Annotated in this window: 18 protein-coding genes, 1 pseudogene and 1 riboswitch; of the genes and pseudogenes, 10 read left to right on the plus strand and 9 right to left on the minus strand. The window is 58.4% G+C overall.

The annotated features are described in order from the left end of the window. Positions 1 to 39: 39 nt before the first annotated feature. Positions 40 to 447: a YgiW/YdeI family stress tolerance OB fold protein gene (locus ACOI7D_RS13715; RefSeq protein ID WP_023291025.1), complete on the minus strand. Its 408-nt coding sequence runs from the start codon at positions 445 to 447 to the stop codon at positions 40 to 42. Between the two features lie 149 nt (positions 448 to 596). On the opposite strand from ACOI7D_RS13715, the gene qseB reads away from it, so the two are divergent. The 4 genes from qseB to ACOI7D_RS13735 all read left to right on the plus strand — a co-directional run bounded on the left by qseB (position 597) and on the right by ACOI7D_RS13735 (position 3,686). After that, positions 597 to 1,256 carry a quorum sensing response regulator transcription factor QseB gene (gene qseB, locus ACOI7D_RS13720; protein WP_032454072.1) on the plus strand — a complete coding sequence of 220 codons (660 nt, stop codon included), beginning with the start codon at positions 597 to 599 and terminating at the stop codon, positions 1,254 to 1,256. Further along, the gene (gene qseC, locus ACOI7D_RS13725) at positions 1,253 to 2,602 is read left to right on the plus strand and encodes a quorum sensing histidine kinase QseC (protein WP_109546938.1); all 1,350 of its coding nucleotides are present in this window, start codon (positions 1,253 to 1,255) and stop codon (positions 2,600 to 2,602) included. Before qseB ends, qseC begins: the two co-directional genes overlap by 4 nt. A 106-nt stretch (positions 2,603 to 2,708) precedes the next feature. Then, positions 2,709 to 3,290, plus strand: a complete 582-nt coding sequence (locus ACOI7D_RS13730) for an NAD(P)H-dependent oxidoreductase (protein WP_023291028.1) — start codon at positions 2,709 to 2,711, stop codon at positions 3,288 to 3,290. An 81-nt stretch (positions 3,291 to 3,371) separates the two neighbouring features. Beyond that, positions 3,372 to 3,686 carry a putative quinol monooxygenase gene (locus ACOI7D_RS13735; RefSeq protein ID WP_109546937.1) on the plus strand — a complete coding sequence of 105 codons (315 nt, stop codon included), beginning with the start codon at positions 3,372 to 3,374 and terminating at the stop codon, positions 3,684 to 3,686. A 73-nt stretch (positions 3,687 to 3,759) separates the two neighbouring features. Here the strand turns inward: ACOI7D_RS13735 and parE are convergent, their stop codons facing one another. From parE to nudF, 5 genes are read right to left on the minus strand one after another with little or no spacing between them, the layout of a single operon-like run. Further along, on the minus strand, positions 3,760 to 5,655 hold the full coding sequence (parE, locus tag ACOI7D_RS13740; protein ID WP_004205235.1) for a DNA topoisomerase IV subunit B: 1,896 nt from the start codon (positions 5,653 to 5,655) through the stop codon (positions 3,760 to 3,762). 30 nt (positions 5,656 to 5,685) lie between these two features. Then, entirely contained in the window at positions 5,686 to 6,261 is a 576-nt protein-coding gene (gene yqiA, locus ACOI7D_RS13745; RefSeq protein WP_004205236.1) for an esterase YqiA, read from the minus strand. After that, positions 6,261 to 7,088 (minus strand): 3',5'-cyclic-AMP phosphodiesterase, encoded by an 828-nt coding sequence (gene cpdA, locus ACOI7D_RS13750; protein WP_004205237.1) that lies wholly within the window; start codon positions 7,086 to 7,088, stop codon positions 6,261 to 6,263. The genes yqiA and cpdA overlap by 1 nt, the downstream gene beginning before the upstream one ends. A gap of 24 nt (positions 7,089 to 7,112) precedes the next feature. Further along, positions 7,113 to 7,535: a DUF1249 family protein gene (locus tag ACOI7D_RS13755; RefSeq protein WP_004205239.1), complete on the minus strand. Its 423-nt coding sequence runs from the start codon at positions 7,533 to 7,535 to the stop codon at positions 7,113 to 7,115. Beyond that, positions 7,532 to 8,164, minus strand: coding sequence for an ADP-ribose diphosphatase (nudF, locus tag ACOI7D_RS13760; protein WP_004205241.1), 633 nt, complete (start codon positions 8,162 to 8,164; stop codon positions 7,532 to 7,534). The genes ACOI7D_RS13755 and nudF overlap by 4 nt, the downstream gene beginning before the upstream one ends. A 196-nt stretch (positions 8,165 to 8,360) precedes the next feature. Here nudF and tolC point away from each other — a divergent pair, with 196 nt between their 5' ends. The 3 genes from tolC (at position 8,361) to ACOI7D_RS13775 (ending at position 11,826) form a co-directional block, all read left to right on the plus strand. Further along, on the plus strand, positions 8,361 to 9,821 hold the full coding sequence (tolC, locus tag ACOI7D_RS13765; RefSeq protein ID WP_032454074.1) for an outer membrane channel protein TolC: 1,461 nt from the start codon (positions 8,361 to 8,363) through the stop codon (positions 9,819 to 9,821). Between the two features lie 167 nt (positions 9,822 to 9,988). After that, positions 9,989 to 10,660 (plus strand): DUF1190 family protein, encoded by a 672-nt coding sequence (locus tag ACOI7D_RS13770; RefSeq protein ID WP_281166482.1) that lies wholly within the window; start codon positions 9,989 to 9,991, stop codon positions 10,658 to 10,660. A gap of 5 nt (positions 10,661 to 10,665) precedes the next feature. Continuing rightward, positions 10,666 to 11,826: a glutathionylspermidine synthase family protein gene (locus ACOI7D_RS13775; protein ID WP_023291031.1), complete on the plus strand. Its 1,161-nt coding sequence runs from the start codon at positions 10,666 to 10,668 to the stop codon at positions 11,824 to 11,826. A gap of 42 nt (positions 11,827 to 11,868) precedes the next feature. Here the strand turns inward: ACOI7D_RS13775 and ygiD are convergent, their stop codons facing one another. After that, positions 11,869 to 12,660, minus strand: a complete 792-nt coding sequence (ygiD, locus tag ACOI7D_RS13780) for a 4,5-DOPA dioxygenase extradiol (protein WP_004205244.1) — start codon at positions 12,658 to 12,660, stop codon at positions 11,869 to 11,871. Positions 12,661 to 12,846: 186 nt separating this feature from the next. Here ygiD and zupT point away from each other — a divergent pair, with 186 nt between their 5' ends. Next, positions 12,847 to 13,617 carry a zinc transporter ZupT gene (gene zupT, locus ACOI7D_RS13785; protein WP_064155330.1) on the plus strand — a complete coding sequence of 257 codons (771 nt, stop codon included), beginning with the start codon at positions 12,847 to 12,849 and terminating at the stop codon, positions 13,615 to 13,617. A gap of 63 nt (positions 13,618 to 13,680) precedes the next feature. Here zupT and ribB read toward each other — a convergent pair whose 3' ends face one another. Further along, entirely contained in the window at positions 13,681 to 14,334 is a 654-nt protein-coding gene (gene ribB / locus ACOI7D_RS13790; protein ID WP_023159075.1) for a 3,4-dihydroxy-2-butanone-4-phosphate synthase, read from the minus strand. A gap of 105 nt (positions 14,335 to 14,439) precedes the next feature. Continuing rightward, positions 14,440 to 14,591, minus strand: a riboswitch (FMN riboswitch). Between the two features lie 120 nt (positions 14,592 to 14,711). On the opposite strand from ribB, the gene ubiK reads away from it, so the two are divergent. After that, positions 14,712 to 14,984, plus strand: a complete 273-nt coding sequence (gene ubiK, locus ACOI7D_RS13795; RefSeq protein ID WP_004174355.1) for a ubiquinone biosynthesis accessory factor UbiK — start codon at positions 14,712 to 14,714, stop codon at positions 14,982 to 14,984. A gap of 34 nt (positions 14,985 to 15,018) precedes the next feature. Here ubiK and glgS read toward each other — a convergent pair whose 3' ends face one another. Further along, on the minus strand, positions 15,019 to 15,216 hold the full coding sequence (gene glgS / locus ACOI7D_RS13800; protein ID WP_004205248.1) for a cell surface composition regulator GlgS: 198 nt from the start codon (positions 15,214 to 15,216) through the stop codon (positions 15,019 to 15,021). Between glgS and ACOI7D_RS13805 the strand changes: the two are divergent. Beyond that, positions 15,208 to 15,354 (plus strand): annotated as a pseudogene (locus ACOI7D_RS13805) (hypothetical protein); the annotation flags it as partial. The gene glgS and the pseudogene ACOI7D_RS13805 overlap by 9 nt on opposite strands. Positions 15,355 to 15,425: the final 71 nt, after the last annotated feature.

Consider the following 15,425-nt stretch of genomic DNA (forward strand, 5'->3'; position numbering starts at 1 on the left):
AGCGATTCCTGACCGATCTTGCGCTTATCCGCCGGAGACTTATGGCGTGATTTTACGGATCTGTTTAACGTCGATCTCCACCGAGTTCCAGTCCTTATCGACTTCCCCCTGAATTTCTACCGTGTCCTGCGGGCCGACGGTGACGCCGTTCCAGCGTTTGTGGTCGATATCGACATTGATCACCCCGGTAGCATCCTGGAACTTATACAGATCGTCGGACACGCGCTCGGTAATTTTGCCCCGCAGGGTCACCCAGGTATCGTCCCGCAGCGATTTGACATTGGTGACGGTGGTGACCGCGCCGCTCGGGCCGGTAAATCCGCCGCCCTGGGTGGTCGAACTTGCCGGCGTGGTCGCAGAAGGACCGGTATACCCGCCCTGTCCGGCAGCCAGCACCGGCATGGAAACCAGGGCAACGATCGCGGTCATCGCAGCAATTTTCTTCATGATGTGTTCTCCCTTCGTGTTGATATGGCTCCTATTACGCCCGACAAAACTTAACGACTTCTTAAGGGGAAAAAAGAAATTTTAATGCTGTACAACCCCGGTCGCAACGCGGTTTACTGCGCAGAGCAGCCGGGTTGGCAGGAGGGAAAATGCGCATATTATTGGTGGAAGATGACAAGTTAATCGGCGATGGCGTCAAGGCCGGGCTGAGCAAAATGGGCTTCAGCATCGACTGGTTTACCGCCGGGCTGGAGGGCAAAAACGCCTTATACAGCGCCCCCTACGACGCGGCAATTCTTGATCTCACCCTTCCCGGCATCGATGGCCTCGATATTCTGCGCGAGTGGCGCGACAAAGGCCGCCATGAGCCGGTGCTGATCCTCACCGCCCGCGATGCGCTCAGCCAGCGGGTGGAGGGACTGCGCCTGGGCGCCGATGATTATCTGTGCAAACCTTTCGCCCTGATTGAGGTAGCGGCCCGCCTCGAAGCATTGATCCGCCGCGCCCACGGCCAGAGCAGCAGCGAGCTGCGCCACGGCAAGGTGAGCCTTGACCCGAACCGCTTAACCGCCAGCCTCGACGGCGAAAGCCTGACGCTGAAGCCGAAGGAGTTCGCCCTGCTGGAACTGCTGCTGCGTAACGCCGGGCGCGTACTGCCGCGTAAGCTTATTGAAGAAAAGCTCTACACCTGGGACGACGAGGTCTCCAGCAACGCCGTGGAAGTTCACGTCCATCATCTGCGCCGCAAACTCGGCAGTGAATTTATCCGCACCGTCCACGGCATCGGCTATACCCTGGGTGACGCATGAAACGACTTGCCCGCCTGAGCCTGCGCCTGCGTCTGACGCTGCTGTTTGCCGTGCTGACCGCCGCCGCCTGGGGGGTGGCCAGCGTGATCGCCTGGCAGCAGACCAGTAAAAAGCTGGATAAGCTGTTTGATACCCAGCAGCTGCTGTTCGCCCGCCGCCTGAGCGTCATGAATTTCGAAGAGCTCCGCGCCCCGCCGACATCGCTCGGGGAAAAGAAAAAGGTGCGCCACGGGCATATCGACGACGATGCGCTGGCGTTCGCCATCTTCACCCGCGACGGCAAAATGGTGCTTAACGACGGCGAAAACGGGGAGGATATTCAATGGCACTCGCAGCGCGAGGGCTTCAGCAATGGCTACCTGCGCGGCGATGATGACGAGTGGCGCTTCCTGTGGTTAACCACCGCCGATGGCCGCCACCGTATCGCCGTCGGCCAGGAGTGGGATTATCGCCGCGAAATGGCGATGGACATTGTTACCTCGCAGCTAACGCCGTGGATGATCGCCCTGCCGCTGATGTTCGTGCTGCTCATCGTGCTGTTAAGCCGCGAACTGGCGCCGTTGAAACATCTGGCGCGCACGCTGCGCCTGCGCGCGCCGGACTCGGCGGAATCGCTCAGCGTGGAGAAGATCCCCACTGAAGTCCGCCCGCTGGTCGAGGCGCTGAATCAGCTGTTCCAGCGCACCCACGACGTCATGCTGCGCGAGCGTCGGTTTACCTCTGATGCCGCCCACGAGCTGCGCAGCCCGCTGGCGGCGCTGAAGGTGCAGACTGAAGTCGCCCAGCTCTCTCTGGACGATCCACAAGGGCGTGAGAAAGCCCTGGCTCAGCTCCATCAGGGGATCGATCGCGCCACCCGTCTGGTGGATCAGCTGCTGACGCTGTCGCGGCTGGACTCGCTCGCCCAGCTGGACGATGTGCAGCCGGTCGCCATCGACGATCTGCTGCAGTCGGCGGTAATGGAGATGTACCACCCGGCGCAGCAGGCCGGGATTGAGCTGCGCCTGCATCTTAATGTCTCTGGCATCTCCCGCACCGGCCAGCCGCTGCTCCTCAGCCTGCTGGTGCGCAATCTGCTGGATAACGCGGTGCGCTACAGCCCGCGCGGCAGCCAGGTCGATATCACCCTCAACGCCCGCGAGTTTCGGGTACGCGATAACGGCCCCGGCATCAGCCCGCAGGCGCTGGCGCGCATCGGCGAGCGTTTCTACCGCCCGCCGGGTCAGGATGCTACGGGCAGCGGCCTGGGCTTGTCGATCGTCCGGCGCATCGCCTCGCTGCACGGCATGCGCGTCGAGTTTGCCAATGCCCGCGACGGCGGCTTCGAAGCCCGCGTTGACTGGTAGCGATATTATTGCTCATTTAGCAAAAGACTTTGCACATTTTGCTCATTTTACTGCCCCGCTTCGCGGGGTAAGATCGTCGGCAAATTTTCAAGATTGAGGACAAATGATGAGCAACATCCTGATTATCAATGGCGCAAAAAAATTCGCGCACTCGAATGGCCAGCTGAACGACACCCTGACCGAGGTCGCGGAGAGTTATCTGCGCGACGCCGGACACGATGTTAAAAGCGTTCGCGCCGACAGCGAGTACGACGTAAAAGCCGAAGTGCAGAATTTCCTCTGGGCCGATGTGGTGATCTGGCAGATGCCGGGCTGGTGGATGGGCGCCCCGTGGACGGTGAAAAAATATATGGATGACGTCTTTACCGAAGGCCACGGCTCGCTGTACGCCAGCGATGGCCGTACCCGCTCCGATGCCAGCAAAAAATATGGCTCCGGCGGCCTGGTGCAAGGGAAAAAATATATGCTCTCCCTGACCTGGAACGCGCCGATGGAAGCCTTCACCGACGAAGAACAGTTCTTCCACGGCGTCGGCGTTGACGGCGTTTACCTGCCGTTCCATAAAGCCAACCAGTTCCTGGGTATGGAGGCGCTGCCAACCTTTATCGCCAACGACGTGATTAAAATGCCTGATGTCCCACGGTATATCGCAGAATATCGCAAGCATCTGGCGGAAATTTTTGGTTAACTAGGGGTCTATGCTCTACATATTTCGAGTTATTCGAACCTGGAGTATGACAAGATCCACACAGAAGGAGTTGAGTTAACCATGTTAACAGTGATTGCAGAAATCCGTACCCGCCCGGGCCAGCACCACCGCCAGGCGGTTCTCGATCAGTTCGCGAAAATTATTCCGACCGTTTTGCAGGAAGCCGGCTGCCACGGCTATGCGCCCATGGTGGATCATGCCGCTGGCGTCAGCTTCCAGACCACCGCTCCTGACTCTATCGTCATGGTGGAGCTGTGGGAAAGCGTCGCGCATCTTGAAGCGCACCTGCAGACCCCGCACATGAAAGCCTGGTCGGAAGCGGTCAAAGGCGATGTGCTGGAGACCAACATCCGTATCCTGCAGGCCGGCGTCTAAGCCCGCTGACGCAGAAACGAAATAAGAAAAGGGAGCCTGAGGCTCCCTTTTACGTCTGGCGCAGCGCGCGGTCTTACACTTCCAGGTCCGCCATATCGCCCTTCTCCTGCAGCCAGTTACGACGATCTTCGGAACGCTTCTTGGCCAGCAGCATATCCATCATCGCCGTGGTCTGCTGCTCATCCTCATCGCTGATCACCAGCTGCACCAGGCGGCGGGTATTCGGGTCGAGGGTGGTTTCCCGCAGCTGCATCGGGTTCATCTCGCCGAGACCTTTAAAGCGCTGGACGTTTGGCTTGCCCTTCTTACGCTTCAGCTGCTCCAGCACACCGGTTTTTTCTTCTTCCGTCAGCGCGTAGTAGACCTCTTTGCCGAGGTCGATACGGTACAGCGGCGGCAGCGCCACGTAGACGTGCCCCTCTTTCACCAGGGTACGGAAATGTCTCACAAACAGCGCGCACAGCAACGTGGCGATGTGCAGACCATCGGAGTCCGCATCCGCCAGAATACAAATTTTGCCGTAGCGCAGCTGGCTTAAATCATCGCTATCCGGGTCAATCCCAATCGCCACCGAAATGTCGTGTACTTCTTGCGAAGCTAACACTTCATCGGAAGAGACTTCCCAGGTATTCAGGATCTTGCCTTTCAGCGGCATGATCGCCTGATATTCACGATCGCGCGCCTGCTTGGCGGAACCGCCCGCCGAATCCCCTTCGACGAGGAACAGCTCGGTACGGTTCAGATCCTGGGCGGTGCAGTCGGCCAGCTTACCCGGCAGCGCCGGACCGCTGGTCAGCTTTTTGCGCACCACTTTCTTGGCGGCGCGCAGACGACGCTGGGCGCTGGAAATGGCCATCTCCGCCAGCAGCTCCGCGGCCTGCACGTTCTGGTTCAGCCACAGGCTGAAGGCGTCTTTCACCACGCCGGAGACGAACGCCGCGCACTGGCGCGACGACAGGCGCTCTTTGGTTTGCCCGGCGAACTGCGGATCCTGCATCTTCACCGACAGCACGTAGGCGCAGCGATCCCAGATATCTTCCGCCGACAGTTTCACACCGCGCGGCAGGATATTACGGTACTCGCAGAACTCACGCATCGCGTCCAGCAGCCCCTGACGCAGGCCGTTGACGTGCGTCCCGCCCTGCATGGTCGGGATCAGGTTGACGTAGCTCTCGGTCAGCAGCTCGCCGCCTTCCGGCAGCCACAGCAGCGCCCAGTCCACCGCTTCCGTCTCACCGGAGAAGGTGCCGACGAAGGGTTTTTCCGGCAGCAGCGGCAGGCCGTTCACCGCTTCGCTCAGGTAGTCGTTAAGGCCATCGGCATAGCACCAGCTCTGCTCGCTGTTGTTGACCTGGTCGCGGAAAACAATTTCCACGCCCGGGCACAGCACCGCTTTCGCTTTTAACAAGTGGGTCAAACGCGAAACGGAGAAGCGCGGGCTATCGAAGAAGCTTTCGTCCGGCCAGAAATGGACGCTGGTCCCGGTGTTGCGTTTACCGCAGGTGCCGGTGACGTGCAGGTCCTCTACTTTCTCACCATTCTCAAAGGCGATGCTGTAGACCTGACCGTCGCGACGCACGTTGACCTCCACGCGTTTTGACAGGGCGTTGACCACCGAAATCCCCACCCCGTGCAGACCGCCGGAAAACTGGTAATTTTTGTTGGAAAACTTACCGCCCGCGTGCAGCCGGCAGAGGATCAGTTCAACCGCCGGCACCCCCTCTTCCGGGTGAATGTCGACCGGCATCCCGCGCCCGTCGTCAATCACCTCGAGGGACTGGTCGGCGTGCAGGATCACTTCCACGCGTTTGGCATGGCCTGCCAGCGCTTCGTCCACACTGTTATCAATCACTTCCTGACCAAGATGGTTAGGACGGGTGGTGTCGGTATACATGCCCGGACGGCGGCGCACCGGCTCTAGCCCGGTGAGTACCTCAATGGCATCAGCGTTATATGAAGATTGCGTCATGGTGTGTATTCGTAGGTCGTTCAGGGCCGTTTAGCGCAGGCCGAGAAATTCGATAATCTGAGTGAAATGATCGTCAAAGCCGACAAATGCGTGATTACCGCCCTCCTCCACCGTCTGCCGGCAGGAGGCGTAGTAATGAACGGCCTGGCGGTAATCAAGCACTTCATCCCCGGTCTGCTGCAGCAGCCAGAGTAAATCCGGCGCTTCGAGCGGGTCGATTTGCATGACTTTGAGATCGTAAATATGGCGAGACTCTAGCACATATTGCTGCCCGGTGTACGGATTCTCATTGTGGCCGAGAAAATTGTTCAGCAGCTCAAACGGCCGCACCGCCGGGTTAACCACTACCGCTGGCAGCATAAAGCACTGCGACAGCCAGGTGGCGTAGTAGCCGCCCAGCGACGACCCTACGACCCCCAGCGGCTCGCCGCCGTGCTCCAGCACGATGGACTCCAGCAGCTCCGCCGTTTCCGCCGGGTAAGGCGGCAGCTCCGGCACCACCATGGCGATCTCAGGATAGTGCTGCGCCAGCCAGGTCTTTAACGCCGTCGCCTTCGCCGAGCGTGGAGAACTGTTAAAGCCGTGCAGATAAAGGAGCGTCGCCATCAGTAGCCTTCTGAAGCAATATCCGGATGAAACGCCGCGCCTTCCAGGCGGCACACTTCGGTGGTCAGCGTTCCGTCAGGGTGAAGCTCCAGCCAGCGCCAGCCCGGCGACACCGTATCGAGGGTGAAATTGGCGCAGTGCGGTTTGAACTGAACGCAGGTCGACGGCGTCGCCATCATACGTCGGCCATTCCAGTCGAGATCCAGCTCCTGATGAATATGGCCGCACAGCAGATGCTTCACCCGCGGCCAGGCGCTCAGCGCGCTGTCCAGCGCGCCGGCGTTGCGCAGACTGTGTTGATCCAGCCAGCTGCAGCCGGCCGGCAGCGGATGATGATGCAGCAGGAGTAAGGTATAACGCTCCGGCGCCTCCGCCAGCTTATGTTCGAGCCATTCCAGCTGGAAGTCGCTCAGCTCGCCATGGGGAACGCCAAACACCTGGCTGTCCAGCAGCAGGATCTGCCAGTGGTCGCCGAGAAACACGCGCTTGGCGGGGGAAATGCCCGACTCCTGCAGGGTGCTGTACATCGCCGGCTGGAAATCATGGTTGCCCGGTAGCCAGACGCAGGGTGCAGCGAAACTCGCGATGCCCTCAGCAAAATGCTGGTAGGCCGCGGAGGAGTGATCCTGCGCCAAATCGCCTGTTGCGACAATCAAATCGCATGGACGCTGTGAGGCATGAATGGCCGACAGTACGGCCTGATAGCTTTCCCAGGTATTGATGCCTAACAACGTTTCATGTTTTTCAGCAAACAGGTGAGTATCAGTAATTTGTAAGATCCTGACTCTGGCCTCACCAGCCAGAGGTAGGTTTAACAGGCTTTCCAAATGGTGTCCTTAGGTTTAACGACGCTAACAAACCGGAATCGCCATCGCTCCATGTGCTAAACAGTAACGCAGCCAGTCGGCCAGAAACTGGTTAATTTGATGCTTTTCGTCGCGTTGATGCAACTTTTTATTAGGATAATCATATCGCGCTTTGAAGCGAAAGATCTGCTGACTCGAACACACTTCGGCCACCATGGCGTCATGGTAGAGGCGAACGGTCATCGACGGCAGACTCCAGTAGCTCACCGCTGGCAGAGTCTGCTCTATCGCCACCAGAGTAGTGTAGCGGGTTGATTCCGTTATCGTTAACCGATATTGCGCGCTTCCCACCTGATAGCTCACCTTCTCACCCGCTGCATCCGTTCGCGGCAACAGGCGGCGCAACTGGGCGAAATTGGTCTCGCACAGGCGCATCATCTCAGGGAAGTCAGGTGTATAACGCTTCATTTTGTCCACTCGTTTCGTAAATTGTGATAATGCAATTGCAGCCATTGCAAGGCGATGACAGAGGCTGCGTTGTCGATTTTCCCCTCTTCTACCCACTGGTAAGCCTGCTCCCGGCTCACCACATGCACCCGAATATCCTCATTCTCCTCGGCCAGGCCGTGAATGCCTTTTGCCGTCGATGCATCAACTTCGCCCACCAGGATCGATAACCGTTCGCTGGTGCCGCCAGGACTGGCCAGATAGCTTAATATTGGTTTCGTCCGCCCAACTTCAAGTCCGGCCTCCTCCAGCGCTTCCCGACGGGCGACATCTTCTACCGTCTCACCCGCCTCGATCATGCCGGCGACCATTTCCAGCAGCCAAGGGCTCTCGCTGGTATCATAGGCGGCGATACGGATTTGTTCGACCAGCACCACTTCGTCCCGCACCGGGTCAAAGGGTAGCAAGACGGCGGCATGCCCGCGCTCAAAAATTTCACGGGTGACTTCGCCGCTCATGCCGCCGTTAAACAGACGGTGGCGAAAACGGTATAAATCGAGCGAAAAAAAACCACGATACAGCGTTTCGCGTGCAATAATTTCTACATCATTTTTGGAGAAGGTAATTCCCTGGTGAATGGGTTTGCTCATTGTCATGTCCTGCTAATCCGAAATGAGGGATTTCCAGACCGTTTGGCTACCGTTTTACGGTCCGTATGTTAGATTGGTGCAAATTACCGCCGGATGGCACGTAACGCCAACTTTTTACGGCGGCAGAATCGATACAATCAGCGGAATTTTTCTTAGAATTAGACCAGCGCTAAATGCTTCACAACAAGGAATGCAAATGAAGAAATTGCTCCCCATTCTTATCGGCCTGAGCCTGACCGGGTTCAGCGCCATGAGCCAGGCGGAAAACCTGCTTCAGGTTTACCAGCAGGCGCGCATCAGCAACCCCGATCTGCGTAAATCGGCAGCCGATCGTGACGCCGCGTTCGAAAAGATCAACGAAGCGCGCAGTCCATTACTGCCTCAGCTCGGGCTGGGAGCGGATTATACCTATACCAGCGGCTTCCGTGATTATAAAGACCAGAATTCTAACGTCACCAGCGGCTCGCTGCAGTTAACGCAGGTTCTGTTTGATATGTCGAAATGGCGCGCCCTGACGCTGCAGGAAAAAACGGCAGGCATTCAGGATGTCACGTATCAGACCGATCAGCAAACGCTGATTCTGAATACCGCGACGGCCTACTTCAAAGTGCTGGCCGCCATCGACACGCTCTCTTATACCGAAGCGCAGAAACAGGCTATTTACCGCCAGTTGGATCAAACCACCCAGCGCTTTAACGTCGGTCTGGTGGCGATCACCGACGTGCAGAACGCCCGTTCACAATACGACGCCGTGCTGGCGAACGAAGTGACCGCGCGTAACGATCTCGACAACGCCGTGGAAGAGCTGCGCCAGGTTACCGGCAACTACTACCCGGAGCTGGCCTCCCTGAACGTAGACGGCTTCAAAACCAGCAAACCGCAGGCGGTGAACGCCCTGCTGAAGGAAGCGGAGAACCGCAACCTGTCGCTGCTGCAGGCGCGTCTGAGCCAGGATCTGGCCCGCGAGCAGATTCGCCAGGCGCAGGACGGCCATTTGCCGACCCTGGATTTGAACGCCTCGTCGGGCGTTTCCAACAACCGCTACAGCGGCTCAAACAGCATCGCGCAAGATGCTGATATCGGTCAGAACAAAATCGGCCTGAGCTTCTCCATGCCGCTGTATCAGGGCGGGATGGTTAACTCGCAGGTTAAACAGGCGCAGTACAACTTCGTCGGCGCCAGCGAGCAGCTGGAAAGCGCTCACCGCAGCGTGGTCCAGACCGTGCGTTCTTCGTTTAACAACGTGAATGCTTCTATCAGCAGCATCAACGCTTACAAACAGGCGGTGGTCTCTGCGCAAAGCTCCCTGGATGCGATGGAAGCAGGCTACTCGGTGGGTACCCGTACTATCGTTGACGTCCTCGACGCCACCACCACGCTGTACAACGCCAAACAGCAGCTCTCGAATGCGCGCTACAACTACCTGATCAACGAGCTGAACATCAAGTCGGCGTTAGGTACGCTGAACGAGCAGGATCTGGTCGCCCTGAACAACACCCTGGGCAAACCGATCTCCACCTCCGCGGACAGCGTCGCGCCGGAAAATCCGCAGCAGGATGCCACTGCCGACGGTTACGGCAACACAACCGCGGCCGTGAAGCCGGCGTCTGCGCGGACGACGACCCAAAGCAGCGGCAGCAATCCGTTCCGTCAGTAATTCTCATACTGTGACGCGCATCGCCTGTCCATCGGACAGGCGATGCGTTAAACGTAAGGCAACGTAAAGATCCCCCGCTTAGCGCCCCTCTTCGCTTCATTTTCCACCACTCATCCTCTATCCTGAGCGTTAACACACGCCATACCACTGGGTCCTGGAAGACAAATATGAAACGGACAAAAAATATTAATCATTCGTCGTTCCGCAAAAGCTGGAGCGCACGCCACCTGACGCCGGTCGCCCTGGCCGTCACCGCGGTCTTTATGCTTGCCGGTTGTGAAAAAATCGACGAAACGGTCTCGCTGTACCAGAACGCCGATGACTGCTCCGCCGCCAACCCGGGCAAAGCAGCCGAATGCACCACGGCCTATACCAACGCGGTGAAAGAGGCAGAGCGCACCGCGCCGAAATATGCCACCCGCGAAGACTGCGTCGCCGAGTTTGGCGAAGGCCAGTGCCAGCAAACGCCTGCCCAGGCGGGCGTCGCCCCGGAAAACCAGGCGCAGGCGCAAAGCAGCGGCAGCTTCTGGATGCCGCTGATGGCCGGCTACATGATGGGCCGCCTGATGGGCGGCGGCATGGCGCAACAGCAGCCGCTGTTCAGCTCCAAAAACCCGGCCAGCCCGGCCTACGGTCAGTACACTGACGCCAGCGGCAAGAGCTATGGCGCCGCCCAGCCGGGCCGCACCATGAACGTGCCGAAAACCGCGATGGCGCCGAAGCCAGCGACCACCACCACCGTCACCCGCGGGGGCTTCGGCGAGTCGGTGGCGAAGCAGTCGACCATGCAGCGTAGCGCCGCAGGCTCCACCTCCTCTTCTCGCTCAATGGGCGGCTAAGCAACATGGAAAGAGTCAGCATTACCGAGCGCCCGGACTGGCGCGAGAAAGCGACCGAATACGGCTTCAACTTCCACACCATGTACGGCGAGCCCTACTGGAGCGAAGAGGCTTATTACAAGCTGACCCTCGCCCAGGTGGAAAAGCTGGAGGAGGTCACCGCCGAGCTGCATCAGATGTGTCTTCAGGTGGTGGAAAAAGTGATCGCCAGCGATGAGCTGATGGCCAAATTCCGCATCCCTAAACACACCTGGGGCTTTGTGCGCCAGTCGTGGAAAACCAACCAGCCGTCACTCTACTCACGTCTCGACCTGGCCTGGGATGGCGTCGGCGAGCCGAAGCTGCTGGAGAACAATGCCGACACGCCGACCTCGCTGTATGAAGCGGCCTTCTTCCAGTGGATCTGGCTGGAAGACCAGCTCAACGCCGGCAAGCTGCCGGCGGGCAGCGATCAGTTCAACAGCCTGCAGGAAAAGCTAATCGATCGCTTCGGTGAGCTGCGCGAGCAGTTTGGCTTCCAGCTGCTGCATATGGCCTGCTGCCGCGATACCGTTGAAGATCGCGGCACCGTGCAATATCTGCAGGACTGCGCCGCCGAGGCGGGGCTGGCGACGGAATTCCTCTACATCGAAGATATTGGTCTGGGTGAAAAAGGCCAGTTTACCGATCTCCAGGATCAGGTGATTGGCAACCTGTTCAAGCTCTATCCGTGGGAGTTTATGCTGCGGGAGATGTTTTCCACCAAGCTGGAAGACGCCGGCGTCCGCTGGCTGGAGCCGGCGTGGAAGAGCATCATCTCCAACAAAGCGCTGCTGCCGATGCTGTGGGAAATGTTCCCTAATCATCCGAATCTGCTGGCGGCTTACTTCAGCGAAGATGCCCATCCGGAGATGGAGAAGTACGTCATTAAGCCAATCTTCTCCCGCGAAGGCGCCAACGTGTCGATCGTTGAGAATGGCAAAGTTTTGGAAGCCGTGGAAGGCCCGTACGGAGAAGAAGGCACAATCGTGCAGGAATTTTACCCGCTGCCGAAGTTTGGTGACAGCTACACGCTGATTGGCAGCTGGCTCATCAACGATCAGCCCGCCGGGATCGGCATTCGTGAAGACCGGGCGCTGATTACCCAGGATCTGTCGCGCTTCTATCCGCACATTTTCGTCGAATAATGTCGCGCTCCGGCGACGATACCGCCGCCGGAGCACAACCTATCAGGCGCCAACCACCACCGATAGCATACTCAACGAGCCCATCTCGATGCCATCGACCGGGGTCGAAATCGCCTCAACGCCGTCCCACGCCCCCAGGACATATAACAGCGGCAGGAAATGTTCCGCCGTTGGGTTGGAGAGCGAGCCCCCTTCATGTGCCAGGTAGTTAACCAGCGGGTGCTGATCGTCCGGGCCCTGCCACTGCAAATTCGCCTTCACGTAGTTGTTGAAGGACTCCGCCCACGGATACGGCGTGTTCTCGCCATGCCAGCGGGCGGTACGCAGGTTATGCACCACGTTGCCGCTGGCCACCAGCATAATGCCTTCATCACGCAGCGAGGCCAGCTTCCGCCCCATTTCGAGATGCCAGGCCGGCGGTTTGGTGCTGTCGATGCTCAGCTGAACCATCGGGATATCCGCCTGCGGATACATCTTAATCAGCACGCCCCATGAACCATGGTCAAATCCCCAGGCTTCTTTATCGAGGGTGACCGGCACCGGCGAGAGCAACTCCACCAGTCGTTGCGCCAGCGCCGGGGAACCCGGAGCCGGGTAATGGGTGTCATACAGCGCCTGCGGGAAGCCGCCGAAGTCGTGAATGGTCTTCGGGGCCTCCATCGCCGTCACGCCCGTACCGCGCGTGAACCAGTGCGCAGAGACCACCACGATCGCTTTCGGACGCGGCAGGGTTTCGCCCAGGTGAGCCCAGGCGCGGGTATAGCGATTGTCTTCCAGCACGTTCATTGGGCTGCCATGGCCGAGGAACAACGCGGGCATTCGGGTACGGGACATGATGATATCCTTAGGGTGTCAATGTGATGTGCTCACATTACGCGCTTTTGCGCCAGGATAAACTCAGATAACCATGATGATGATCGTCAGAAAATTTGAATGTAATTCGCGGTAAAGGGAGCTGTCCCGTACGCGCATCCTCAGGCAATATACTCGTATGCACTTATTTTCGCAGGGAGAGAAGCGATGTCATCACCCTTAATATTGACGCTGTTAGCCGGTAGCGCAACCTTTATTGGCGCCATATTCGGCGTGATTGGCCAGAAACCCTCTAACCGCCTGCTTGGCTTCTCCCTCGGCTTTGCCGCCGGGATCATGCTGTTGATTTCGTTGATGGAAATGCTGCCTGCCGCGCTGGCCGCCGAGGGCATGTCGCCGCTGCTCGGCTACGGAATGTTTGTTGTCGGCCTGCTGGGCTACTTTGGTCTCGATCGCCTGCTGCCGCACGCCCACCCGCAGGATCTGATGCCGCCCGCCGCGCCGCGGCCGCGCAATTTACGCCGCACCGCCATTTTGCTGACGCTGGGTATCAGCCTGCATAATTTTCCGGAAGGCATCGCCACCTATGTCACGGCCAGCAACAACCTCGAGCTTGGCATGGGAGTGGCGCTTGCCGTCGCCCTGCACAATATTCCTGAAGGTCTGGCGGTTGCCGGGCCGGTATATGCCGCTACCGGATCGCGCAGCAAGGCGGTGCTCTGGGCCGGTCTTTCCGGCATGGCGGAGATTTTGGGCGGCGTGCTGGCGTGGCTGATTCTGGGCAGCCTGGTCTCGCCGCTGGTCATGGGCGCGATCATGGCCGCCGTCGCCGGGATTATGGTGGCGCTGTCGGTCGATGAACTGATGCCGCTGGCAAAAGAGATCGATCCGCAAAGCAACCCGAGCTATGGCGTCCTGTGCGGGATGTCGGTGATGGGGCTGAGCCTGGTGGTGCTCCAGACGATGGGCATCGGTTAAGGCGCAGAAACAATACAGCCCACTAAAAAGTGGGCTGTTTTCACTGGCGTTGTCAGCCGCTGATTAGCTGGCTTTGCGCTCATGTTCGCGACGATAGGCCACCAGATCTTCAATCGTGACCACTGCCATATTATGCTGCTGAGCGAACTTGATGCACTCCGGCGCGCGGGCCATAGTGCCATCGTCATTGGTCAGCTCGCACAGCACGCCTGCCGGTTTGAAGCCGGCGAGGGTCACGAGGTCGATAGTGGCTTCGGTGTGGCCGCCGCGGGTCAGTACGCCGCCCGGCTGCGCCCGCAGCGGGAAAACGTGGCCAGGACGGTTGAGATCGGAAGGTTTCGCGCCGTCGGCAATCGCCGCGCGGACGGTGGTCACGCGGTCGGCAGCGGAAACGCCGGTGGTCACGCCTTCGGCCGCTTCGATGGTGACGGTAAAGCCGGTGCCGTAGGCACTGGTGTTGTTCTCCACCATCATCGGCAGATCCAGCTGTTTACGGCGATCTTCGGTCAGGCACAGGCACACAATGCCGCTGCCGTGACGAATGGTCAGCGCCATCTGCTCTACGGTCATGGTTTCGGCGGCGAAAATCATATCGCCTTCGTTTTCACGGTCTTCATCGTCAAGCACCATCACGCCGCGGCCTTCGCGCAGGGCGTTTAAAGCGTGTTCCACACGTTCAAAAGCGGTACCAAAAGAAGAAAGGAGCGTCTGATTCATGGTAAAAAAACCTCATTAAAATTATGGTTACCAGAATCAGGGCAGTCTTAGGAGCGCCGGTTTAGCGGCAAAAGTCAACGCGAGCGGGCCTGGGCCCGACTGTGCCGTTACTCTCTCCCATCCGGACTTTAACCGTCGGCCCCGGAATTACACCGGATCTGCTGACCTTCCCGTAGTCACGGGAAGCGCTCGCGGGCTTTCAACGCCATGGTTGATTTACCGCCGGTGGGGAATTTCGCCCCGCCCTGAGAATAAGCGAGATAACTATAACGCTATTGACTATCCTCGGCAATGCATAAGCTTCAAACATTTCTGGTTTATAGGCGGCCTGGTTCGCACTACAATGATCAATCATCCGACCCGAGCAGGAAACCACCATGATTGACCCGAAAAAAATTGAACAAATCGCCCGCCAGGTCCATGAGTCGATGCCAAAAGGACTTCGCGATCTGGGTGAGGATGTTGAGAAGAAAATCCGCCAGGCGCTGCAGTCGCAGCTGACCCGTCTGGATCTGGTTAGCCGCGAAGAGTTTGACGTGCAGACTCAGGTTCTGCTGCGGACCCGCGAAAAACTGGCGCTGCTGGAACAGCGCCTGAATGACCTTGAAAACCGCCCGGCGACGACGCCTGGCAGCGAAGAGCAGCAGTAAAAAAACGGGCCCTCAGGGGCCCGTTTGCGTTGGCTTAGTGTGCGGCTTCCGCCGGGCTGTTCACCTGACGACAGTACAGTTCATAGCGCTGGCAAAACCATTCACGATGTTCTTCATCCATATTGCCGACGATGGCCTGAAGATCAACTGGCTGGCCCTGGGCGTGCATTCTGGCGAAACTCCGCGCCAAAAAATCAAAATTCTTCATTGAATACATATCGTTATGGTTCATGCGCATACTCCTTCAGCGGTGGATGTTCTGATCAGTCATATGCCTTTTACTCACTTCAGTATTTACGCTTACCTTAACGCCATTTGTACGAAAAATGCGCTTAATGTGATTATTTATTGCGCCAAATCATTTTCCACATCATTAAATAAAAACGGCCCGCGATATCGCTATCGCAGGCCGTGATGCCGCACCGTTCTGGTGGGTGAATA

Origin of the sequence: Klebsiella sp. C360 (assembly GCF_048822415.1) — a bacterium.
Classification (GTDB): domain Bacteria; phylum Pseudomonadota; class Gammaproteobacteria; order Enterobacterales; family Enterobacteriaceae; genus Klebsiella; species Klebsiella quasipneumoniae.